Raw genomic sequence first — 22,475 nt, forward strand, 5'->3', positions numbered from 1 at the left:
AATTAGCCCAGTTGTTCTAGGTTGATTAGTTAATCAAAGAGGAAATAGATATAAAAAAAGCGGCCTAAGCCGCTTAAATATATGTTGTGAGTATCGCTTTAGTTAGCTGCTTGTCCTACATAAACTACCACTACTGCATCATCACCTTTGCGTCGTTCAAATACGTAAGGAGTGGTATTCAACTGTTTATGCTCCCCTGCGCCAATGGCTTGGTGACGCTTACGGAATTGAAGCAATTTTTGCCAGTGATTGTGGACGGTTAAACGTTGCTCATCATTCAATTGCTCCCAATTCATATCTGAACGGGTCGCTTGATGTTTATCTGAGCTGCGTGGTCCTTTCTCGCGAGCAGTTTCATCACCGTAGTATACTTGAATGGCTGTTGGCATGAGTAAGAAAGCAGAGCCCAATTGTTTTTGTTGCTCTAGATCTTTGCTGATGCTGCCATAGGCAAGTTTTGTATCGTGAGATGAGACGTAACTCAATACTTTGCCATCTCGCTTACCAAGTACGTCTGCGTAACGCTGATAGCCGTCTTGCATGTTAGTGAAGCAGTTCATGCCTTGCTTAGCTAAATCTGTTTGGTAAGTAAAATCGATGAGTGAATCAAAGCCGCTATTGAATAGCTTTGAATTATTAAGGCCTTGCCCCCAGAACTCACCAGTCATCCAAAAGTCACTGTCATCTAGTACTTTATCGGGATTGTTTTGTTTCCACTCGCTAAAGGCTTTGCTTGAAGCCAGTTTTAGTTCCATCCACGCTTCTGGTTCTACGTGTTTCACGGTATCAGCTCGAAAGCCATCGATACCGTACTCACGTACCCAATCAGACAACCATGTAACTAGGTAATCACGAACTGTTGCACCAGGAATTTCTACTGCTTTTGTATCGGGCTTGTTTTTGTAGAAAGGAGGTAGGCTTACTACATTGTCTGATTCAGTTTTGAAATCTGGCAAGTAAGCCAAAGACATTTCTAAATCACTTGGGCCTGGATTTGGGTAGCCTGAAATATCAGTACGAACCCACTCTGGTCCCCACCACTTAACCCATTCTGTTCTCGCACCGTAATCAATGTAGTCGTTAAAGCTGTGCCAAGTTTCGCCTTTACCTGGAGCCCAGTTAGTCCACTTCTCACCTAAGTAGGTTTCAATGGGGACATCATATTCTTGAGTCGCACCAAAACCGAACTCTTGCATATCGCCTAAGGTCGCGTAGCCGGTGTGATTCATTACAATGTCCATTACCACGCGTATGCCACGAGCATGAGCATCATCAACAAACTGCTTAAACTCTTCAGCGGTACCCATGTTTTGGTCCATTACTGTGTAGTCTTGTACATAGTAGCCGTGGTACCCATAATGCTTAAAGTCGCCACGCATACCACCGCCAACCCAGCCGCGAATCTGTTCGTAAGGAGCGGTAATCCAAATGGCATTGATGCCTAAGTCTTCAATGTAATCGAGCTTTTTACTTAAGCCCGCGATGTCACCACCATGGAAAGTACCAATTTCATTTTTGCCGTCATTACTGCGGCCGTAGCTATTGTCGTTGTCAGGGTTACCATTGTAGAAGCGATCGGTCATCACAAAATAAACAGATGCGCTATCCCAACTAAATTCATCCGCTTTTTTAGTGACTGACTCGAGTAACAGTAAACCTCCACTTTCTGGTGCGGGAGTAAAGGTGACTTTACCTTGATATACAGTGCTCATTTGGCCGCTGTAAAAGTCTCTTACGGCTGTACCTTCTTCAAAGCTGCTGCTTACATCCACAGATACGGGCTGACCATCCCATTGTAGACATTGCGCGCTTTGGCTTAATGCTTCGCTTGAACTACTGGCTGCGCTGGTGCTATTGCCTGTTTGAGGCGAAGAGCAACCGGCTATAGCCATACTGACTAAACAGCCGAGCAGAGCGGGTTTAATGAATTGCTGCATTTTTTTACATCCATATAGTTTTTGTTAGTGACCGACAGAAACAAAAAAGCCCCCTCATAGGGGGCTTTGAATAGAAAAGCTAAGGCTTACATTTCAACTTTTTCTACGTAAGTTACAGGAATCTCTTCTGACCAGTCTAAGTAGAAGCGGTATACGCCATCAACTTCTGGAGTGAATTTGAAGTTATCAAATGCTGAACATTTGTTTAACTGGCGACGGTCACCAATTTTAATTTCAGCTTCACCAGCTAGGAAACCAAAGTTAGTACCACACTGCCATGCAGCATCACCAAATTTCCACTCGTACGGTTGGCCATCAGCAATTAAAGGCTCATCAACAGATGAAGTAGCTGACCATACGTTTTTCTTACCTTCTACAGGCATCAATTTGTATTCTGGAGCCGCATCCCACCAAGTGAATACGCCACGTAGATATACGTCACGAGTTAATTTACTGCCGCCGCCGCTAGAAGCACAACCAGCTGCTACTATGGTGATTAGTGCTAGCACACCTGCTTTCATTAAATTCTTAAGCATTTCCAATTCCTTTATATTTTTATAGCTTTCCTTTGTCTTTGCAGACAAACATTACGTAATGAGCTGAACTCGAGCCTATTTATATCGAAGCTAGCCCAGAAAAAACGTGCCAAGCTCACACTACTATGCTGAAAAGGATTTCAAGATTTAGCTAATTTTATTAAAAGGGTTAACTAGATCAAAAAAAGCCATCTCCTTGTTTAGAAGATGGCTTTTTTATTACACCAATTAGCTGTGAAGCTACTGAATCACTGAGATGTCTGCAATTTCTAAAAATAGCTGACGAAGTGAATTTAGCAGGCTTAAACGGTTAATTTTTAGTCCGTCATCTTCACTCATTACCATCACGTTATCGAAAAAGTTATCTACAACATCGCGTAAGTTAGCAAGCTCGATTAGTGCTTGTTGATAATCGCCTTTTTCAAGCAAAGGTTTTAGCGTAACAGCCATTGAATCAACTGCTGATGCTAAGGCTTGTTCTTGCGGCTCTTGAAGCAAACTAGCGTCAACTTGTGGTTTAACAAAGTCTGGGTTTTTCGCCAGAATGTTAGACACTCGTTTGTTGGCTGCCGCTAATGCTTGGGCTTGTTCTAAAGAACGGAAGTGGCTTACCGCCTTAATGCGTTGCTCAATGTCTGCCAACTTAGTTGGTTTACGTTCCAATACGGCAGTAATCACGCTGGCATCAATACCTTGCTCAAGGTACATCGCGCGCAGGCGAGCATAAATAAACTCGATAAGCTGAGTATGAACCTTGGCTTGCTGTTCTTGGCTAAGTTCAAGCGGCAATAACAGCAGTGCACTATTAATTAACGTATCTAAATCTAATTCAAAACCTTTGTCTTGAATGATACGAATTATACCTAAGCTTGCCCGGCGCAACGCAAATGGGTCTTTATCGCCTTTTGGTAATTGGCCAATGGCAAAAATACCCACCAAGGTATCTAGCTTGTCGGCAATCGCGACTGCTGATGCTACCTTGGACTCAGGCAGTTTGTCGCCTGAGAAGCGCGGCCAGTATTGCTGATTTAAGGCATTAGCGACATCTTCATGCTCGCCGTCGAACTTGGCGTAATACATGCCCATAACGCCTTGAATATCTGGGAATTCAAGCACCATTTCGCTGTTTAGATCAGCTTTTGATAACAAACCTGCACGTTGAGCGTGCTGGCTATTGCCACCAATCTCACCTGCAATTTGTGCTGCTAATTCAGAAACGCGGTTAGCTTTATCTAATAAGCTACCGAGTTTTTGTTGGAATACCACGTTAGCAAGCTTATCTAAACGGCTGTCTAAACGTGACTTTTTGTCGGTATTAAAGAAAAATTCGGCATCGGCTAGGCGAGGGCGAACCACTTTTTCGTTACCAACAATTACTTGTTGAGGATCTTTGCTGACAATATTAGATACGAAGATAAAGCGCGGTAGTAAGTTACCTTTGGTATCTAAAATTGGGAAGTATTTCTGGTTATCTTTCATTGTGTAGATCAGTGCTTCAGCAGGCACGTCTAAGAACTTGTCCTCAAAACTACCTACCATAGCCACTGGCCACTCAACCAATGAACATACTTCTTCAAGTAGTGCTTCATCCATTTCTACTACACCACCTTCGCGGGCAGCTTCAGCTTCGATTTGTTCACGAATAATCGCTTTACGCTGTTCGTAGTTCACTATCACTTTACCGCGACGGTCTAATTGTTGAACATAATCATTGGCATGGTTTAGTTCAAATTCAGCATCGCCCATAAAGCGGTGGCCGCGCACAGTGCGAGCCGATTCGATACCAAGAATATTGCCTTGAACTAATTTTTCACCGTACAACATCGTAATAGTATGTACAGGGCGAATGAATTGAATTGATTTCGCTCCCCAACGCATTGGTTTAGGGATAGGCAGTTTTGTTAAGGCATCTGCAACAATATCAGGGAACAATTGATAAATAGTTTGGCCGTTAATTTCAGCCTTATGCAGTAGCCATTCGCCTTTGTCGGTTTTTAGTCGTTCGGCTTGTTCAACGGTAATGCCATTTGAGCGTGCCCAACCTTCGGCTGCTTTAGTGGCATTGCCGTTAGCATCAAATGCGCTGCTAATGGCTGGACCGCGTTTTTCTACGACTTTATCGGGTGTTTTTTCATTCAAAGCTTGAACAGAAAGCGCTAGGCGACGAGGCGCAGCAAACCATTCAATACTATCAAACTCAAAACCGGCTTTTTCTAAGCTTTGTTGTACATTGCTTTTAAAAGACTCAGCCAAGCCACGTAAGGCTTTTGGTGGCAACTCTTCGGTGCCGATTTCTACTAATAGGTTCTCGTTACTCATGCTGCCTCCGTTACTTCTTGTCTTTGCATAAAGGGAAACCAAGCGCTTCTCGTGCACTGTAATAGGTTTCCGCTACGGCTTTTGATAACGCTCTAACGCGCAAAATGTAGCGTTGGCGTTCGGTGACCGAGATAGCATGACGAGCATCAAGTAGGTTGAAGGCGTGTGAGGCTTTCATTACTTGTTCGTAAGCGGGCAAAGGTAAACCTGCTTCAACTAATTTTTGGCTGTCTTTTTCGCACTGATCGAATTGTGCAAATAGTGCTGTAGTGTCGGCGTGTTCAAAATTGTAGGTTGATTGCTCGACCTCGTTCTGGTGGAACACATCGCCATAGGTCACTTTACCCATTGGCCCGTCGGTCCACACTAGGTCGTAGATACTGTCTACGCCTTGAATGTACATCGCTAAGCGCTCTAAACCGTAGGTGATTTCACCCGTTACTGGTGAGCACTCTAAGCCACCCACTTGTTGGAAATAAGTGAACTGAGTAATTTCCATACCATTCAACCAAATTTCCCAGCCAAGGCCCCAAGCACCTAAAGTTGGCGATTCCCAGTTATCTTCTACGAAGCGGATATCGTGAACTTCAGGATTAATGCCTAGTTCGACTAATGAACCTAGGTATAACTCTTGAATGTTATCTGGAGAAGGCTTCATCACTACTTGAAATTGGTAGTAATGCTGCAAGCGGTTAGGGTTTTCACCATAACGGCCATCGGTTGGACGACGACATGGTTGTACATAAGCACTCGACATCGGTTCTGGACCGATAGAGCGCAAAAATGTTTGCGGATGAAAGGTGCCTGCACCTACTTCCATGTCTAAAGGTTGAACAAGAACACAGCCCTGACGAGCCCAGTAGTCTTGCAGGGCCAAAATAAGGCCTTGAAAGGTTTTAATATCGTATTTATGCATGATTTTAGTGTCGCGCGTATGAAAAATAATCGGTTTTATAACTGACGGAGTATACCCTAGCACGCAGGCAGACCCTAGTGCTGTTGTATCGGGAATCGCTGATAAATTAGACTTTTTTGAAACAAACTCGGCTAACTACCTTTCTTGATCAAATATTGAAAGGGAGTTTGGTCAGTTTTTTTGGCCACTAAGGTGTGATCCATAAACTCACAAAAGCTTACCATGTCACGAGTGGTGGACGGATCGTCGGCTTGCACCAGCAAGGTTTCGCCGATATTTATGTTACGAATGGCTTTGCGCACCATCATCACCGGTTCTGGACAGCGCAGGCCCAAAGCATTTAGTTGGTGATCGGCTTGGCTAAATTCTGTGTTATTGCTCATCAAACGTGGTCTCTTTTTGCTACTTTGTCATTGTATAACAGCTGGTTGAAAAGTGGCAGCTGTCAGCATTGACGATTGACAGCTTAACTTGTAGAGAGTGATGTTCAGATAAAAGAAAAGAGGCCGAAACCTCTTTATTGCAGGGATAACTAAAGGGAGTGGTGCAACAAATACTTAGCGAATGCGCTGTTCGTTATTCGGGTCGAAATACACTGCGCTAGACAGATCAAACATTAAATTTAGGTTTTCTCCCATTGTTGCTGGTTTATCGGGGTCGAGTCGGCAACTAATTTCTTTGCCATTCAAGGTTACCAAGGCAATGGTGTCGGGGCCGGTAGGTTCTAATACACCGAGCTTCAAGTTAAGGGTGGTGACTAAGGGTTTGTCTTTTTTGTAAGGATTCACATGGGTTATTTGTTCTGGCCTTATGCCCACCACTAATGATTTACCCGCATATTTTCCTAGGTGCTCTGGCAGCGGAATTTGATGTTGCTGTTGTTGGTCACATACCAATGAGCCCATCAAGCCATGTTCGCTTTGCTCAACACTGCAGTGCAAAAAGTTCATTGCGGGTGACCCCATAAAACCAGCGACAAACATATCAGCAGGATCGTTATAAATCTCCGAGGGGCTACCTAGTTGCAAGAGCTGACCGTCTTTCATCACGGCAATTCTATCGGCTAGGGTCATTGCTTCAATTTGGTCGTGGGTCACATATACAATGGTGGTGCCTAAACGTTGGTGTAGCTTTTTAATCTCGTGGCGCATCTCTACGCGCAGTTTGGCATCTAAGTTACTTAAGGGTTCGTCAAACAAATAGATTTTGGGTTGGCGGGCTAGGGCGCGTCCCATTGATACTCTCTGTTGCTGACCACCAGAGAGCTGTGAAGGCTTGCGGTCTAACAGGTGCTCAATTTGCAGTAACTGCGCGACTCGAGTTATTTCAGTCTCGCGGGCATCCTTATCCATTTTTTGAATTTTTAGGGCAAACTCAATATTCCCACGTACCGTCATGTTCGGATAAAGCGCATATGATTGAAACACCATGGCGATGTCGCGATCTTTGGGGTCAACATCGTTAACCACTTTTCCGTCAATGCAAATGTCGCCGCTAGTTATTTCTTCTAGGCCGGCAATCATATTCATGAGTGTAGATTTACCACAGCCAGAGGGACCAACTAAAATTAAAAACTCGCCAGCATTAATCGAGATATTAATATCTTCCAGGGTATTAGGGGCACTTTTACCATAGCGTTTGTAGAGTTGTTTTATATCTAAGGTCGCCATTGTTTCTTATCCTTTTACTGAGCCAGCGGTTAACCCGCGCACAAAATACTTTCCAGCTACTACGTAGACAAACAGAGTGGGTAGCGCAGCAATAATGGCAGCGGCCATATCCACGTTGTATTCCTTCACTCCGGTGCTGGTATTTACTAGGTTGTTTAACGCGACCGTAATGGGTTGTGAATCGGAGCCCGAATACACCACTCCAAACAAGAAGTCGTTCCAAATTTGTGTGAACTGCCAAATGATGCACACCATGATGATGGGCTTAGAAATAGGCAGCATAATTTTGAAGAAAATAGTGAAGAAGCCTGCGCCATCTAATTTAGCGGCTTTTACTAACTCCCCGGGAACCGACACATAAAAATTACGGAAGAATAGAGTAGTAAATACCAAACCGTAGACAACATGCACAAACACTAAGCCAGTGGTGGTATTAGCCAAGCCAAACTTACCTAAGGTGGCGGCCATGGGCAGCAAAATTACCTGAAAAGGAATAAAACAGCCAAATAGCATTAAGGCAAAGAATAGGTTTGAGCCTTTAAAGCGCCAATGCGCAATAACGTAGCCGTTTAGTGCCCCAATTAAGGTTGAAATGAAAACCGCAGGAACTGCCATTTTAAAAGAGTTCCAGAAATAACCTTTTACTCCCTCACAGGTGACCCCAGTACAGGCTGTACCCCAGGCTTTAAACCACGCGTCAAATACCCATACTTCAGGTAGAGATAGTAAGTTGCCACCGCGAATATCCGGCAAAGATTTAAACGAGGTAAGCAGCATTACTAATAGCGGCATCAAATAGATAGCGCAAAATAGAACTAATATTGAATAGATGAAGATGCGACCCGGTGAAAATTTAGTCATGATTATTGCTCCCGGTTACGCAGTTCTGAGTACAAATACGGCACTAAAATGGCGAGTACACCGGCTAGCATCATCATCGCACTGGCGGCCCCTAAGCCCATTTGCCCGCGAGTAAAGGCGTGGGTATACATAAACAGTGCTGGTAAGTCTGACGAGTAACCTGGCCCTCCGGAGGTGAGTGCGGTCACTAAATCAAAACTCTTAATCGCGATGTGCGAGGTAATAATTACCGCACTAAAAAAGACCGGACGTAAACAAGGCAGGATGATTTTCCAGTAAATAGTGGGCATGCTGGCGCCGTCGATCTGAGCTGCTTTAACAATACTTGAGTCAATGCCGCGTAGGCCCGCCAAAAACATCGCCATAACAAAGCCAGAAGATTGCCACACGGCAGCAATAACTAGGGTATACACCGACATGTCATTGCTCACCAGCCAATTAAATTCAAAGCTGGTCCAGCCCCAATCATGCATCATTTTCTCTAAGCCCAGCCCTGGGTTTAGGATCCACTTCCAAGCCGTGCCCGTGACAATGAACGACAAGGCCATAGGGTAGAGATAGATAGTTCGAATAGCTCCTTCTTGGCGAATGTTTTGGTCTAACAAAATAGCCAGTAAGGTGCCTAAAATTATTGAAATGATAATGAACAGTACGCCAAAAATCAGCAGGTTGATGCAGGAGGTAACCCAGCGATCATTCTCCATCAGTTTGTTGTATTGCAATAAGCCAGCCCACTTAAAATTAGGTAAAAAACGTGAGTGGGTTAGAGACAGGTAGCCAGTCCAAGCTACGTAGCCATAAATACATACCGTCACCAAAAAAATCGAAGGTGACAAGATGATTTTGGGCAACCATTTTTGCAAGGTATTAAACATAGTACAGCCTCGTTCGAACGCCATGTTCAAACTAACAAGGTAATAGCAGGTGCAAGCTCCGACCGGCTGGCCGGAGCATGATACTTATTTAGATAAGTGGGTAGGTTTACTTAGCGGCTTTAACAACACGCGCTAATTTAGTCACGGTTTCTTTTGGGTCACCATCAGGGTCGTTAAAGAAATTCGTTACTACGTCATAAATAGCGCCTTGTACATAACCCGTGGTGGCTAGGCCGTGGGCCATACTTGGCACCAAGTCACCCGAGGCATTACTGGCCTTGAAGGTAGCCATTGAATCCAAGGCACAGCTATCAAATTTGCTCATATCCATATCGGTACGTACTGGAATCGAGCCTTTGTTTAAGTTGAAGACCTCTTGGAATTCAGGGGTTAAAATAGTTTTCGCCAAACTCTTTTGGGCAGTCACATTATCGGCATTACTTAGCTCAAACATGGCAAAGCTATCGATGTTAAAGGTGAACTGTCCATCGGTACCTGGTGCTGGTAAACAAACAAAATCTTTACCGGGTACTTTGCCTGCAGCAATAAATTCGCCTTTCGCCCAGTCACCCATAATTTGCATGCCTGCTTGGCCATTTATCACCATGCTGGTGGCAATGTTCCAATCGCGACCAGGAGAGTCACTGTCGATGTAGTTACGCATTTTTTTGAATACGGTGAAAACTTCCACCATTTTGTCGCCACTAAGTACCGCATCATCATGCATTACAAACGCTTTGTTGTAGTCTTCTGAGCCCAGTATATCTAAGGCTATTGCTTCAAATACTGTGGCGTCTTGCCAAGCTTGGCCACCGTGAGCTAGCGGAATAATGCCTGCAGCTTTTAGCTTCTCAGCTGAGACAAAAAATTCATCCATGGTGGTAGGGATCTTAGCGCCGGCTTTTTCAAATACGGCTGGGTTTGCCCATAACCAGTTTACTCGGTGAACGTTTACCGGTACTGCTACATAATCACCATTAAACTTCATTACATTCGTGACAACTGCTGGAACAACCTCATCCCATTTTTCTGCTTTAGCCACGTCGTTCAAGTTGCTTAGGAAGCCAAGATCAGCCCATTCTTGAATATCATGACCTTTAATTTGCGCTGCCGCTGGGGGGTTACCTGAAATAGCGCGGGTTTTTAATACCGTCATAGCACTTTCACCGCCGCCGCCTGCTACTGCAAAGTCTTTCCACGAATGACCTTGAGCTTCTAGCATTTCTTTGAGTACGCCTACCGATTTGGCTTCACCACCTGAAGTCCACCAGTGTAAAACTTCTACTTCACCTGCGTATGCCAGGTTAATCGCGCTAGTAAGTGCCAGGGTAGAGGCTAGAGTTGCAAATTTACGCATATTGATGCCTTTGTTATTTTTTTGTGAATTCCATTCCTTATTCACCAATCTTTACAGCAGGCGATTGGCTAATTAATAGACTAGATGAAACAGCTTGATAACAAAGTAACCTTTTGTAACTAAGTTGTTACAAATTGGTTATTTTATGTGAGGCAGTTGGAGTTTTACTTCTAAACCTCCTTGAGGCAGGTTTTGCAGAGTAATATCACCACCATGAGCGTGGGCAATATTGCGGGCAATACCTAAGCCCAAACCCGAGCCTGAATCATCTTTGCTGATACGAACATAAGGGTTAAATACCTCTTTAATCCGTTCCTCTGGAATACCAGGGCCGTGGTCTACAAACAGTAAACACAGTTCTACATCGTCATCGAGTAAGTAAATCTCAATGTCGTTGCCGTACTTAATGCCATTTTCAACCAGGTTGCTAATACAGCGCTTAATCGCCAAGGGCTTACCGCGGTAAGGTTCAAGAGCCTCACCAAACACAATCACCTTACCCGAGAAGGGTTCTATGCAGTGTTTGAGGTGGGTCATTATGTTTATATCACTTAAGTTTTCGTGAATATCGGTATCTTTTACCGTTTGTAGTGCGCCTTTGGCCATGATTTCCAGTTCATCTAAATCACGGTTAAAGGCATCAATGACGGTATCGTCGTCTAATAACTCTGCGCGTAAGCGCAAACGAGTAATCGGGGTCTTTAAATCGTGTGAGATAGAGCGGAACAGCAATTCCCGATCTTCTATATACCGTTTCAATTTACCCTGCATGGTATTAAAGGCACGGGTGGCCTTACGGATTTCGTCGCTGCCTTCTTCTGTTAGTGGCGGCTGGAATAAGTCGATAGTCAGCCTAGAAGCCGCTTTAGCTAAACGCCGCAGTGGTCGAGTTTGTCTACGCACTAATACAAAAGTAAACAGCAGCAAGAAGAACGTCATTAGAGCGATAAACATCACTCGATCTTGCGGCAGTAAATTGTCCTGCAGCGTCATATAGGGAGCGGGTAAAAGTGCGGCCAAGTAAATCCATTCGCCACTCTCTAGTTCGATTTGAGTAACCAAGATTGGCGGATTTAGCGGTTCAATTTGCAGTGTATGTGAGGCCCAAGAAGAGGGTAAATCTTTAAGCAAAATGTCATTTTTAAGAACATGCAGCTTGTCGGGCATGGAAAAATCAACATCAATCATTGGGCTGCGACTTAGCTCACGATGTAATACTTCGCCAACCGTTTGAATCACAATGTTTTTGCGGTGGCTGTCGGGAATAGATTCAATGTTAATGTAATCTTTGTTCAAGGAGACAAAGAAACGAGTACCGCCCATTTTACGAAGCTGATTCAACACGATGTGCCGATACTCAGAAGGTAACGATTCAAAAAAGGTAACCGTAGAGGCTAGGCTCAAGGCCAAGTTTTGCGAGGTAGAGCGCAAGCCATCAGATTCTGATTGCCGCAGCTGATAAAACCAAATAAAGCTGCTGGCACCTTGCGCTAAGCCAATGGCCAGTAACAGTAACAGCAGCATCCTCGCTAATAGCGAGTTAGGCTTTATTCGTTCAATAAAGGCCTTAAACTTCATGGCTGACTTGCGTCACCATCATATAACCTACGCCACGTATGGTGCGAATTAGGCGAGTTTGGCTGCCGTCATCTTTGAGGCGCTGGCGCAAACGACTAATTTGTACATCTATACCGCGCTCCATAGGCAGGCTTTCGCGACCGCGAGTCGCATCGCTAATGGTGTCTCTGTCTAGGGTTTCGTTAGGGTGTTGCAAAAACAGCTGTAACAAGCGGTAATCACTGCTCGATAACTCAAGCTTGTCGCCATCTTCATGCTCAAGCTGTTGTGTTTGACTGTCTAAACGCCATTGACCAAAGCGAATGTAGCGGGTGTTTTGCTGGGCATTGGCGGTAACTTGCGAGCGTCGTAACAAGGCTTTGATTCGAGCCAGTAGTTCACGCGGATTAAATGGTTTGCCAATATAATCGTCGGCACCCAGCTCTAAACCCACAATGCGATCCATTTCGTCAGAGTTAGCGGTTAGCATGATGATTGGCACGTTTGAAGTGCGGCGAATTTTTTGACACAGAGTGAAACCATCATCTCCCGGTAGCATGATGTCGAGAATGATCAGTTCTGGGTCATTGGTTTCAAGCAATTTGGCCATTTCTTCACCGTCATTGGCGCTAATCACATCAAAACCTGACTTACTTAAATACTGTTCAAGTAAGCTACGAATTTCTAAGTCATCATCAACAACCAATAACTGTTTAGCTAAAACCATGGGCCTCTGTACTATTTTTTGCGAAGTAAGTGGCGTTAAGGATAACAAACAACCGGCTTAGGAAAAATGCCTGCGGAGCGTGAGTAAAAAAAATGGGAGCTCAATGCTCCCATTTTTGAGTTTAAGTTTGCTTATGGTCGTTCAAATACCGTGGCAATACCTTGGCCTAAACCAATACACATGGTGGCCACACCTAGCTTGGCGTCTTTGGCTTCCATTAGATTGATAAGGGTGGTGGAGATTCGGGTGCCCGAACAACCTAGTGGGTGGCCTAACGCGATAGCGCCACCGTTTAAGTTAACCTTGTCTTCCACTTGGTCCAATAACCCTAAATCTTTCACGCAAGGTAATGATTGCGCGGCAAAGGCTTCATTAAGTTCAAATAGGTCAATGTCTTCTACCTTTAAACCAGCACGTTTAAGCGCTTTTTGTGTAGCAGGTACAGGGCCATAACCCATGATAGAAGGATCGCAACCAGCAATTGCCATTGAGCGTACTTTGGCGCGAACGGTTAAACCCAGCTCGGCGGCTTTGTCTGCCGACATCACCAACATGGCTGAAGCACCATCTGATAAAGCCGAAGACGTACCAGCGGTCACTTTACCGTTGGCGGGGTCAAATACTGGGCGTAATTGCGACAAACCTTCAGCTGTGGTTTCAGGGCGAATTACTTCGTCAGTTTCAATTAACTTTAAAGTGCCGTCTGCATCGTGACCTTCAATAGGGAAGATTTCGTTGGTGAATCGACCTTCTAGGGTTGCCTGATGTGCTAAGCGGTGTGAACGCGCACCAAACTCATCCATGGCTTCTCGGCTAATGCCGTGCATTTGTGAAAGCAATTCGGCGGTTAAACCCATCATACCGGCAGCTTTGGCTACCGATTTAGCCATACCCGGGTGAAAGTCTACGCCATGGTTCATTGGTACGTGACCCATGTGCTCAACACCACCAACAATAAATACATCACCTTGGTCGGCCATAATTGCGCGAGCGGCGTCATGCAAAGCTTGCATTGACGAACCACATAAACGGTTTACGGTAACAGCACCCGTTGAATGAGGTAAACCCGCCAACAGCGCCGCATTACGCGCTACGTTGAAACCTTGTTCTAGGGTTTGTTGTACACAACCCCAGTACACATCTTCAATGTCATTTGGGTCTAGCTTAGGATTACGCTCTACCAAGCCTTTCATCAGCTGGGCAGACAAATCTTCGGCGCGAACATTTCTAAAACAGCCATTTTTTGAGCGGCCCATAGGAGTTCGAATACAATCAACAATCACTACTTCTTTCATTTTATGTTCCTCCATTAGCCTTGTTTGCCATAGTAAGTTTCACCTGCCGCTGCTTTAGCGCGCAAACCGTCAGTCACTTGATAAAGTGGACCTAAATCGGCGTATTGATCTGCTAAGGCTACGTACTTGTCAAGACCCATGGTGTCTAAGTAGCGGAACACGCCGCCACGGAAAGGAGGGAATCCTAAGCCGTACACTAGCGCCATATCGGCTTCGGCAGGGCTTTGAATAATGCCTTCTTCTAAACAACGTACTACTTCGTTAATCATTGGAATCATCATTCGAGCAATAATCTGCTCGCTGCTGTATTCGTAACGTTCGTTGCAAATTTGCTTGAGTAAGTCGTAGCTGGCTGGATCGGCATCTTTCTTGGGTTTGCCTCGACGATCTTTGGTGTAGGCATAAAAGCCCAAGCCATTTTTCTGGCCAAAACGTTCAGCTTGGTACATCACATCAATGGCATCTTCGCCGTCTTTGCTCATGCGCTCTGGGAAGCCATTTGCCATTACCGCGCCGGCGTGGTGGCCGGTATCAATGCCGACGACATCAAGTAAGTAAGCTGGGCCCATTGGCCAACCGAATTGCTTCTCCATGATTTTGTCTACTTTTACAAAGTCAGCACCGTCTTGGAGTAAGCGAGTAAAGCCAAAGAAGTAAGGGAACAATACGCGGTTAACAAAGAAGCCCGGGCAGTCGTTAACCACTACCGGGGTTTTACCCATTTTAGCGGCGTAGGCGACTACGCTGTCTATGGTTTCCTGTGAGGTCTTCTCACCGCGAATCACTTCAACCAACGGCATACGATGCACTGGGTTGAAGAAGTGCATACCACAGAATTTTTCTGGGCGGCTTAAGTTTTTCGCCAGTAGCGAGATAGGGATAGTAGAAGTATTAGACGCCACAATGGTGTCTTCAGATACTTTTTGTTCTACTTCTTGTAGTACAGCCGCTTTAATTTTTGGATTCTCTACTACTGCTTCTACTACGATATCGCAGTTAGCAATGGCTTCGTAATTAAGGCTTGGGTTAATGGCCGATAGAATTTTACCCATCTTCAAGCCATCAATGCGGCCACGCTCAAGTTGCTTATTCAGTAACTTGCTGGCTTCATTCATGCCAAGCTCTAATGCCGCTTGGTTAATGTCTTTCATTACTGCCGGTACGCCGCGGCTAGCGCTTTGATAAGCAATGCCGCCACCCATTATACCTGCGCCTAATACAGCCGCTTGATTAATGTTTTGGGCATTCTTCGAGGCTTTTTTAGCAAGGCCTTTAAGTTGTTGGTCGTTTAAGAAGATACCGACTAAGGCTTGGGCTACCTCAGATTGAGCCAAACCGATGAAGTATTTGCTTTCTAAGGCAAGTGCCTCGGTGCGGCCACAACGGGCGGCTTTTTCCATGGTTTTAACCGCGGTGATCGGCGCGGGGTAGTGAGGGCCTGCTTTAGCTATCACCATGCCTTTGGCACAGTTAAAGCTCATAGTGGCTTCTATTTGGTTTAAAGCTAGTGGCGATAACTTAGCTTGGCGACGACTCTGCCAGTCGATTTTTTCGCTAATGGCGTCTTGCAACATAGTTAAGGCGGCATCACGCAATTTCTCTGCTGGGACTACGGCGTCTAACATGCCAAATTTTTGAGCAGCTGCGGCCTTATAGTTTTTACCGGTGGTAATCCACTCCATCGCATTGTCGGCGCCAATGACTCGTGGTAACCGCACTGTGCCGCCAAAACCAGGCATAATACCTAATTGGGTTTCTGGTAGGCCTATACGCGCACCCGGCTCGCCTACACGTAAGTCGGTAGACAGTATAAATTCGCAACCGCCACCTAGGGCGTAACCATTAATCGCAGAAATAGTTGGAACGGCTAAATCTTCTAGGGCATTGAAGATGTCATTCGCTTTGGTTAGCCATGCGGCTAACTCTTGCTCTGGTAGGGCGAATAGGCCCAAAAACTCGGTGATGTCAGCACCAACAATGAAGGCATCTTTGGCTGAACTTACTAACAAACCTTGTAAAGCTGATTGCTGCTGCAATGCAGTAATGGCCTCATCCAGTGAGACTAAAGTGCTTTTGTCTAGCTTATTTACACTTCCTTGCTTGGCATCGAATGTTAGTTCAGCGATACCGTCGGCAATATAGCGAACACTGAGGTTCTCGCCTTGATATATCATTCTGCTCTCCTTGTAGCTGGCGTACATTGCACCAGTTTTGTGTAGGGGTTAGAGATTAATTTTGTAATCAGTTTGTTACTCAAACATTAAAACAAATATAACGATCATTTAAAACACTTGTTTAATTTTTTGTCGGAAGCCGCACAAAACGAATGGGTCACTGCAACTTGTTTCCGGCAAGAAATCATCAATTAACTGCTCTAGATCCAACAATCTGTTTATTAAATGCGCTATAACTAAATAGCTAATTAATAGTCGTAGAGAGGGTGCTATGCCAACTATTCATCAACTGTTTACTCAGCATATCGAGCAACTACAGCATCGGGTGGCTGATGTATTAGAGCGAGAGAATCTAGAGGCGCTGATTATTCACTCGGGTTATCCGCTTAGAACCTTTCTTGATGACCAGCATTACCCTTTCAAAACAAATCCGCATTTCAAACATTGGTTGCCACTAACCGCTCATCCACATTGTTGGCTAGTGGTTGATGGTCACACTAAACCCACGCTTATTTATCACCAACCGAGTGACTATTGGCATAAAGCCGCGGGGGATCCTGAAGGCTTTTGGGTAGACAGCTTTAATATTAAGTTGATGGCAAACCCGCAAGACATAGAACCGTTCCTGCCCAGTAATAGAAATCGTTGCGCCTATATTGGCGAGCATCCGGAGTTAGCAGAAGCCTTAGCTATTGGTGAGCGTAATCCCGAATCAACACTGAGCTATTTGCATTACTACCGTGCCTATAAAACCGATTACGAAATAGAGTGCATTGGCGAAGCGAACCGCAGAGCGGTAAAAGCACATTTAGTCGCCAAGGACTTGTTCTTTGCTGGTGCTTCTGAGTTTGAAATTAACTTGGCGTATTTGTCTAGCTTAGGGAAAAGTGAGCACTCACTACCGCACTCTAACATTATTGCCCTAAATGAAAACGCAGCCACTCTTCACTACACAGCCCTAAGTGCAAAGAAACTGGCAGAACAACAACACTACTCGTTATTGATTGATGCGGGTGCAGAATATCGTGGCTACGCGGCAGACATCACCCGTACTTACGCTTATCGAAAAGGCTTGTTTGCTGAACTGGTGGCCGAGATGGACAAATTGCAGTTAGCCCTAATTGCTGATTTAAAACCTGGTCACCCTTATACCGACTTACACCTAAAAGCCCATCGTCAGCTAGCAAAGTTGCTGGTGGACTTTGAGTTTGTTTATTGCAGCGCAGCAGCGGCGGTTGAGAAAGGCATTACTCGATGCTTTTTCCCGCATGGTTTAGGACATCACTTGGGTTTGCAGGTGCACGATGTAGGTGGTTTTATGCTAAATGAAGATGGTGAGGTTCAAGCTGCTCCTAGCCACGATCCATTTTTGCGCTGTACTCGCATCATCGAGCCGCGTCATGTATTAACTATTGAACCTGGTTTGTACTTTATTGAAAGTTTGTTGAGTGAACTGGCTGAATCTGAGCATACCCGCTTGATTAATTGGTCACGGGTTGATGAAATGCGTCGCTTTGGCGGCATTCGCATTGAGGACAATGTGGTGGTTACCGCGCAAGCTTGCAACAACTTAACCCGAGAGCAGAATTGGAAATAGCACACACTAGCGACTATTTACGACCTATTGAGCAAGTTAGCACTGAAGAAACTATTAAACGTAGTCGTTTTATTAGCTACCTTATTCCGGTGGCTAATCGGCAAATGGCTCAACAGCAGCTGGCAGAAATAAAACAAGTACACCCTCAAGCTCGTCATCACTGTTGGGCTTTTGTGGCAGGTCATCCAAACGACAGCCAATGTTTAGGCTTTAGTGATGATGGCGAACCCTCGGGCACTGCTGGTAAGCCTATGCTGGCTCAATTACAGGGGAGTGGCTTAGGACAAATACTGGCAGTGGTAGTACGCTATTCTGGCGGAATAAAGTTGGGTACTGGTGGTTTGGTTAAAGCTTATGGTGGCGGCGTTCAACAGGCGTTAAAACTAGTCAATACCGAAACGGTTGTGGCTAGCGGTCAGTGTTGGTTAACCTTTGACTATGCCTTTACTACCCAAGTTGAAATGCTGCTTAGCCGCTTTCAAGCCAGCAAACTGGATACTCAGTTTTCAGATTCTGCGCAAATGCAGGTAAGCCTCCCCTTAAGCGAATATGAGTCCTTTAGACAGCAACTCATTAATGTCTCAAGTGGGCAAATTAGCGTGAGTAAGCTGTTGTCTTAAGTTGTCTTGTGTGGCGCTTTACTTCAAGATATACAGCATAAACTTTATTTAGACAGAGAAACGACACGGATGCAAATCAGAGCGATTATTAGGATCGTTGGGCTTCTAGTAATGCTATTTAGTCTCGCTATGATTGTTCCAGCCTTGGTGGCGGCTGTTTATAAAGATGGTGCGGGTAAAGCCTTTATGGCGGCATTTGCACTGTGTGTTAGTGCCGGTTTTCTGTTGTGGTTCCCCCAACGTCATCAAAAAACTGAATTAAAAGCCAAAGAGGGTTTTTTAATTGTGGTGCTGTTCTGGACAGTACTAGGCAGTGTAGGAGCGTTGCCGTTTATTCTTACCGAAAACCCCAATATGTCGATTACCGACTCCTTCTTTGAATCCTTCTCTGGGCTTACGACGACCGGTGCAACGGTTATTGTAGGCATAGAAGAACTGCCCAAAGGCATATTGTTTTATCGGCAAATGCTGCAGTGGTTAGGGGGGATGGGAATCATTGTTCTTGCGGTTGCGGTACTGCCCATTCTAGGTGTTGGCGGTATGCAGCTGTATCGCGCCGAGATCCCTGGGCCAGTAAAAGATAAGAAGATGACCCCGCGAATTGCCGAAACCGCTAAAGTGCTGTGGTACATCTATCTGTTTCTCACCATTAGTTGTTCGGTGGCGTTTTGGCTAGCGGGAATGTCTTTGTTCGATGCGATATGCCATGCCTTCTCTACCATCGCTATTGGTGGCTTCTCCACTTACGACGCCAGCCTTGGCCATTTCGATAGCTCATTAATCAATACCATTTGTGCAGTATTTCTTATTATCTCTGGGATTAACTTCTCCTTACACTTTGCTGCCATTAATGGCCGAGCCATTACCTTTAAGTACTATTTTCTTGATCCCGAGTGTCGTGCTTTCTTCTTTATACAAATGAGTCTAACCCTGATTTGTGTGGCTATTTTGCTTGCTCAGCAAGTTTATAGTTCGCCTACTGTGGCCTTAGACCAAGCCTTTATTCAGTCTGTCTCCATTTCTACTACTGCTGGTTTTACAACAACCAGTTTCTCAGAGTGGCCGCTGTTCTTGCCTGTACTACTGGTATTTTCCAGTTTTATTGGCGGCTGTGCAGGGTCAACCGGAGGGGGCTTAAAGGTTATTCGAGTATTCTTGTTAAGCCTGCAGGGGATGCGCGAGTTAAAACGCTTAGTCCATCCGCGAGCGGTATTTCAAATTAAGCTGGCCAACAAAGCATTGCCAGACCGCGTGCTCGAAGCAGTTTGGGGCTTTTTCTCTGCTTATACCTTAGTGTTTGTTATTTGTATGTTAGGGCTTATTGCGGCGGGGATGGACGAACTGTCGGCATTTTCAGCCGTGGTCGCTTGTTTAAATAACTTGGGGCCAGGGCTGGGCCAAGTGGCGGTGCATTACTCAGACATTACCGACGCAAGTAAATGGGTGTTGCTTACTGCAATGCTATTTGGACGTTTAGAAGTATTTACCTTATTGGTGTTGTTTACACCTGCCTTTTGGAAAAGTTAATCATGAAACTACTGGTACTGTATTCAAGCTGTGAAGGGCAAACCTTAAAGATAGCTAAACACATTGTTGCTAAACAAGCTGACACTATCGAGAGCGCAGATTACTTCAATATAGAAGAGGGTAAGCAAACCCTTCAATTAGAAGGCTACGATAAAGTACTTATTGGTGCGTCTATTCGTTACGGAAAATTTAGGCCGCAATTGTTTGCATTGCTTTCTGAGTACCAACAACAGCTCGCCAAACTGCCCGTAGCATTTTTTGGGGTATGTTTAACTGCACGCAAGCCAGAGAAGAGTACCCCTGAAACCAGTGTATATATGAAGAAGCTAAATCAAACCGCAGCCTGGACCCCTAAACTTCAAGCAGTGTTTGCCGGCGCCTTGCTGTATTCTCGATACACATGGTGGCAAGCATTATTAATTCAACTGATTATGAAGATGACCGGCGGAAGCACAGATAAAAGCCAAGATATCGAATTAACCGATTGGAACAAAGTTGATGAATTCGCTACAGAGTTCGCAAATCTGCATGAATAAACAACAATCCGAGCGTTTTTTAAGTGTTCTTGCACAAGCTTTGAACACTTAAACAAAAAACTTCAATTTTCTTCAAAAAACGCTTGCGCCGCCAGCGCGGATCCCTATAATGCGACTCCACTGACACGGCAAGCGGCGCTGCAAAGCGATGTAGAAACGATGTCAGGGTTGGTAAGGCCTGAGGCTTTATTAACGGCGCAAAAACTTCTTCTTAATTAATATTAAAAAGCGGTTGACAGCCACAGAGGAAAGCGTAGAATGCGCACCTCGCTTCGGCAACGAAGCAACGCTCTTTAACAATTTATCAAGCAATCTGTGTGAGCACTCACAGGGCATTAAGCGAAAAAATTAGCTTAAGTGAACTGGATGCTTGCACTGTTTTAACAGTAATAATTTTCAGTTTTTACTTTGAGCGAAAAAACTTTGATTGAAGAGTTTGATCATGGCTCAGATTGAACGCTGGCGGCAGGCTTAACACATGCAAGTCGAGCGGTAACATTTCTAGCTTGCTAGAAGATGACGAGCGGCGGACGGGTGAGTAATGCTTGGGAATATGCCTTTACGTGGGGGACAACAGTTGGAAACGACTGCTAATACCGCATAATGTCTTCGGACCAAAGGAGGGGATGCTTCGGCACCTTTCGCGTAGAGATTAGCCCAAGTGGGATTAGCTAGTTGGTAAGGTAATGGCTTACCAAGGCGACGATCCCTAGCTGGTTTGAGAGGATGATCAGCCACACTGGGACTGAGACACGGCCCAGACTCCTACGGGAGGCAGCAGTGGGGAATATTGCACAATGGGCGAAAGCCTGATGCAGCCATGCCGCGTGTGTGAAGAAGGCCTTCGGGTTGTAAAGCACTTTCAGTCGTGAGGAAGGGGTAGTAATTAATACTTGCTATCTTTGACGTTAGCGACAGAAGAAGGACCGGCTAACTCCGTGCCAGCAGCCGCGGTAATACGGAGGGTCCGAGCGTTAATCGGAATTACTGGGCGTAAAGCGTACGCAGGCGGCTTTTTAAGCCAGATGTGAAATCCCCGGGCTCAACCTGGGAATGGCATTTGGAACTGGAAAGCTAGAGTTTTGTAGAGGGTGGTAGAATTTCAGGTGTAGCGGTGAAATGCGTAGAGATCTGAAGGAATACCAGTGGCGAAGGCGGCCACCTGGACAAAAACTGACGCTCATGTACGAAAGCGTGGGGAGCAAACAGGATTAGATACCCTGGTAGTCCACGCCGTAAACGATGTCTACTAGTTGTCTGTGAGTTTAACTCGTGGGTAACGCAGCTAACGCATTAAGTAGACCGCCTGGGGAGTACGGCCGCAAGGTTAAAACTCAAATGAATTGACGGGGGCCCGCACAAGCGGTGGAGCATGTGGTTTAATTCGATGCAACGCGAAGAACCTTACCTGCCCTTGACATACTAAGAACTTACTAGAGATAGTTTGGTGCCTTCGGGAACTTAGATACAGGTGCTGCATGGCTGTCGTCAGCTCGTGTCGTGAGATGTTGGGTTAAGTCCCGCAACGAGCGCAACCCCTATCCTTATTTGCCAGCACGTAATGGTGGGAACTCTAGGGAGACTGCCGGTGATAAACCGGAGGAAGGTGGGGACGACGTCAAGTCATCATGGCCCTTACGGGCAGGGCTACACACGTGCTACAATGGCATGTACAGAGGGATGCGAACTCGCGAGAGTAAGCGGACCCCAAAAAGCATGTCGTAGTCCGGATCGGAGTCTGCAACTCGACTCCGTGAAGTCGGAATCGCTAGTAATCGTAGATCAGAATGCTACGGTGAATACGTTCCCGGGCCTTGTACACACCGCCCGTCACACCATGGGAGTGGGCTGCAAAAGAAGTGGGTAGTTTAACCTTCGGGAGGACGCTCACCACTTTGTGGTTCATGACTGGGGTGAAGTCGTAACAAGGTAGCCCTAGGGGAACCTGGGGCTGGATCACCTCCTTATTAT

The 22,475-nt window shown here is 45.4% G+C and carries 17 protein-coding genes and 1 rRNA gene; 5 read left to right on the forward strand and 13 right to left on the reverse strand.

Annotation, left to right across the window (positions count from 1 at the left end; genetic code table 11):
- Positions 1 to 98: 98 nt before the first annotated feature.
- The 13 genes from ACLD71_RS05990 to fadB form a co-directional block, all read right to left on the reverse strand.
- On the reverse strand, positions 99 to 1,937 hold the full coding sequence (locus ACLD71_RS05990; protein WP_411993594.1) for an alpha-amylase: 1,839 nt from the start codon (positions 1,935 to 1,937) through the stop codon (positions 99 to 101).
- 86 nt (positions 1,938 to 2,023) lie between these two features.
- Positions 2,024 to 2,473, reverse strand: a complete 450-nt coding sequence (locus ACLD71_RS05995; protein ID WP_411993596.1) for a hypothetical protein — start codon at positions 2,471 to 2,473, stop codon at positions 2,024 to 2,026.
- A 240-nt stretch (positions 2,474 to 2,713) separates the two neighbouring features.
- Positions 2,714 to 4,792: a glycine--tRNA ligase subunit beta gene (gene glyS / locus ACLD71_RS06000; RefSeq protein WP_411993598.1), complete on the reverse strand. Its 2,079-nt coding sequence runs from the start codon at positions 4,790 to 4,792 to the stop codon at positions 2,714 to 2,716.
- A gap of 10 nt (positions 4,793 to 4,802) precedes the next feature.
- Positions 4,803 to 5,708 carry a glycine--tRNA ligase subunit alpha gene (gene glyQ / locus ACLD71_RS06005; RefSeq protein ID WP_303554306.1) on the reverse strand — a complete coding sequence of 302 codons (906 nt, stop codon included), beginning with the start codon at positions 5,706 to 5,708 and terminating at the stop codon, positions 4,803 to 4,805.
- A 131-nt stretch (positions 5,709 to 5,839) separates the two neighbouring features.
- Positions 5,840 to 6,091, reverse strand: a complete 252-nt coding sequence (gene tusA / locus ACLD71_RS06010) for a sulfurtransferase TusA (protein WP_137673585.1) — start codon at positions 6,089 to 6,091, stop codon at positions 5,840 to 5,842.
- Between the two features lie 174 nt (positions 6,092 to 6,265).
- Entirely contained in the window at positions 6,266 to 7,378 is a 1,113-nt protein-coding gene (locus ACLD71_RS06015) for an ABC transporter ATP-binding protein (protein ID WP_137673586.1), read from the reverse strand.
- A gap of 6 nt (positions 7,379 to 7,384) precedes the next feature.
- A complete protein-coding gene (locus ACLD71_RS06020; RefSeq protein ID WP_137673587.1) occupies positions 7,385 to 8,239 on the reverse strand; it encodes a carbohydrate ABC transporter permease in 855 nt (284 codons plus the stop codon).
- A 2-nt stretch (positions 8,240 to 8,241) separates the two neighbouring features.
- Positions 8,242 to 9,114, reverse strand: a complete 873-nt coding sequence (locus tag ACLD71_RS06025) for a carbohydrate ABC transporter permease (protein ID WP_201798740.1) — start codon at positions 9,112 to 9,114, stop codon at positions 8,242 to 8,244.
- Positions 9,115 to 9,220: 106 nt separating this feature from the next.
- Complete coding sequence (locus ACLD71_RS06030) at positions 9,221 to 10,471, reverse strand: ABC transporter substrate-binding protein (RefSeq protein WP_303554310.1); 1,251 nt, start codon at positions 10,469 to 10,471, stop codon at positions 9,221 to 9,223.
- Between the two features lie 138 nt (positions 10,472 to 10,609).
- Positions 10,610 to 12,049: an ATP-binding protein gene (locus tag ACLD71_RS06035; protein WP_137673590.1), complete on the reverse strand. Its 1,440-nt coding sequence runs from the start codon at positions 12,047 to 12,049 to the stop codon at positions 10,610 to 10,612.
- Positions 12,039 to 12,755, reverse strand: coding sequence for a response regulator (locus tag ACLD71_RS06040; RefSeq protein ID WP_137673591.1), 717 nt, complete (start codon positions 12,753 to 12,755; stop codon positions 12,039 to 12,041). The genes ACLD71_RS06035 and ACLD71_RS06040 overlap by 11 nt, the downstream gene beginning before the upstream one ends.
- A 131-nt stretch (positions 12,756 to 12,886) precedes the next feature.
- Positions 12,887 to 14,050, reverse strand: a complete 1,164-nt coding sequence (gene fadA / locus ACLD71_RS06045) for an acetyl-CoA C-acyltransferase FadA (RefSeq protein WP_303554314.1) — start codon at positions 14,048 to 14,050, stop codon at positions 12,887 to 12,889.
- A 14-nt stretch (positions 14,051 to 14,064) separates the two neighbouring features.
- Positions 14,065 to 16,224, reverse strand: coding sequence for a fatty acid oxidation complex subunit alpha FadB (gene fadB / locus ACLD71_RS06050; protein WP_411993602.1), 2,160 nt, complete (start codon positions 16,222 to 16,224; stop codon positions 14,065 to 14,067).
- A gap of 271 nt (positions 16,225 to 16,495) precedes the next feature.
- Here fadB and pepQ point away from each other — a divergent pair, with 271 nt between their 5' ends.
- From pepQ to ACLD71_RS06075, 5 genes are all read left to right on the forward strand, one after another.
- The gene (gene pepQ / locus ACLD71_RS06055) at positions 16,496 to 17,821 is read left to right on the forward strand and encodes a Xaa-Pro dipeptidase (RefSeq protein ID WP_411993604.1); all 1,326 of its coding nucleotides are present in this window, start codon (positions 16,496 to 16,498) and stop codon (positions 17,819 to 17,821) included.
- The gene (locus ACLD71_RS06060; RefSeq protein ID WP_137673595.1) at positions 17,812 to 18,441 is read left to right on the forward strand and encodes a YigZ family protein; all 630 of its coding nucleotides are present in this window, start codon (positions 17,812 to 17,814) and stop codon (positions 18,439 to 18,441) included. Before pepQ ends, ACLD71_RS06060 begins: the two co-directional genes overlap by 10 nt.
- A gap of 69 nt (positions 18,442 to 18,510) precedes the next feature.
- The gene (locus ACLD71_RS06065) at positions 18,511 to 19,968 is read left to right on the forward strand and encodes a TrkH family potassium uptake protein (RefSeq protein ID WP_137673596.1); all 1,458 of its coding nucleotides are present in this window, start codon (positions 18,511 to 18,513) and stop codon (positions 19,966 to 19,968) included.
- Between the two features lie 2 nt (positions 19,969 to 19,970).
- Positions 19,971 to 20,504 carry a menaquinone-dependent protoporphyrinogen IX dehydrogenase gene (gene hemG, locus ACLD71_RS06070; RefSeq protein WP_411993607.1) on the forward strand — a complete coding sequence of 178 codons (534 nt, stop codon included), beginning with the start codon at positions 19,971 to 19,973 and terminating at the stop codon, positions 20,502 to 20,504.
- Positions 20,505 to 20,928: 424 nt separating this feature from the next.
- A 16S ribosomal RNA gene (locus tag ACLD71_RS06075) occupies positions 20,929 to 22,471 on the forward strand.
- Positions 22,472 to 22,475 lie beyond the last annotated feature (4 nt).

The sequence above is a fragment of the Agarivorans sp. DSG3-1 genome, from assembly GCF_046774965.1.
Classification (GTDB): Bacteria; Pseudomonadota; Gammaproteobacteria; order Enterobacterales; family Celerinatantimonadaceae; genus Agarivorans.

Bases quoted from the DNA above. Each gene is read 5' to 3' on its own strand.
- ACLD71_RS05990 (WP_411993594.1), bottom strand. From the start codon at position 1,937: ATGCAGCAATTCATTAAACCCGCTCTGCTCGGCTGTTTAGTCAGTATG.
- ACLD71_RS05995 (WP_411993596.1), bottom strand. From the start codon at position 2,473: ATGCTTAAGAATTTAATGAAAGCAGGTGTGCTAGCACTAATCACCATA.
- glyS (WP_411993598.1), bottom strand. From the start codon at position 4,792: ATGAGTAACGAGAACCTATTAGTAGAAATCGGCACCGAAGAGTTGCCA.
- glyQ (WP_303554306.1), bottom strand. From the start codon at position 5,708: ATGCATAAATACGATATTAAAACCTTTCAAGGCCTTATTTTGGCCCTG.
- tusA (WP_137673585.1), bottom strand. From the start codon at position 6,091: ATGAGCAATAACACAGAATTTAGCCAAGCCGATCACCAACTAAATGCT.
- ACLD71_RS06015 (WP_137673586.1), bottom strand. From the start codon at position 7,378: ATGGCGACCTTAGATATAAAACAACTCTACAAACGCTATGGTAAAAGT.
- ACLD71_RS06020 (WP_137673587.1), bottom strand. From the start codon at position 8,239: ATGACTAAATTTTCACCGGGTCGCATCTTCATCTATTCAATATTAGTT.
- ACLD71_RS06025 (WP_201798740.1), bottom strand. From the start codon at position 9,114: ATGTTTAATACCTTGCAAAAATGGTTGCCCAAAATCATCTTGTCACCT.
- ACLD71_RS06030 (WP_303554310.1), bottom strand. From the start codon at position 10,471: ATGCGTAAATTTGCAACTCTAGCCTCTACCCTGGCACTTACTAGCGCG.
- ACLD71_RS06035 (WP_137673590.1), bottom strand. From the start codon at position 12,049: ATGAAGTTTAAGGCCTTTATTGAACGAATAAAGCCTAACTCGCTATTA.
- ACLD71_RS06040 (WP_137673591.1), bottom strand. From the start codon at position 12,755: ATGGTTTTAGCTAAACAGTTATTGGTTGTTGATGATGACTTAGAAATT.
- fadA (WP_303554314.1), bottom strand. From the start codon at position 14,050: ATGAAAGAAGTAGTGATTGTTGATTGTATTCGAACTCCTATGGGCCGC.
- fadB (WP_411993602.1), bottom strand. From the start codon at position 16,224: ATGATATATCAAGGCGAGAACCTCAGTGTTCGCTATATTGCCGACGGT.
- pepQ (WP_411993604.1), top strand. From the start codon at position 16,496: ATGCCAACTATTCATCAACTGTTTACTCAGCATATCGAGCAACTACAG.
- ACLD71_RS06065 (WP_137673596.1), top strand. From the start codon at position 18,511: ATGCAAATCAGAGCGATTATTAGGATCGTTGGGCTTCTAGTAATGCTA.
- hemG (WP_411993607.1), top strand. From the start codon at position 19,971: ATGAAACTACTGGTACTGTATTCAAGCTGTGAAGGGCAAACCTTAAAG.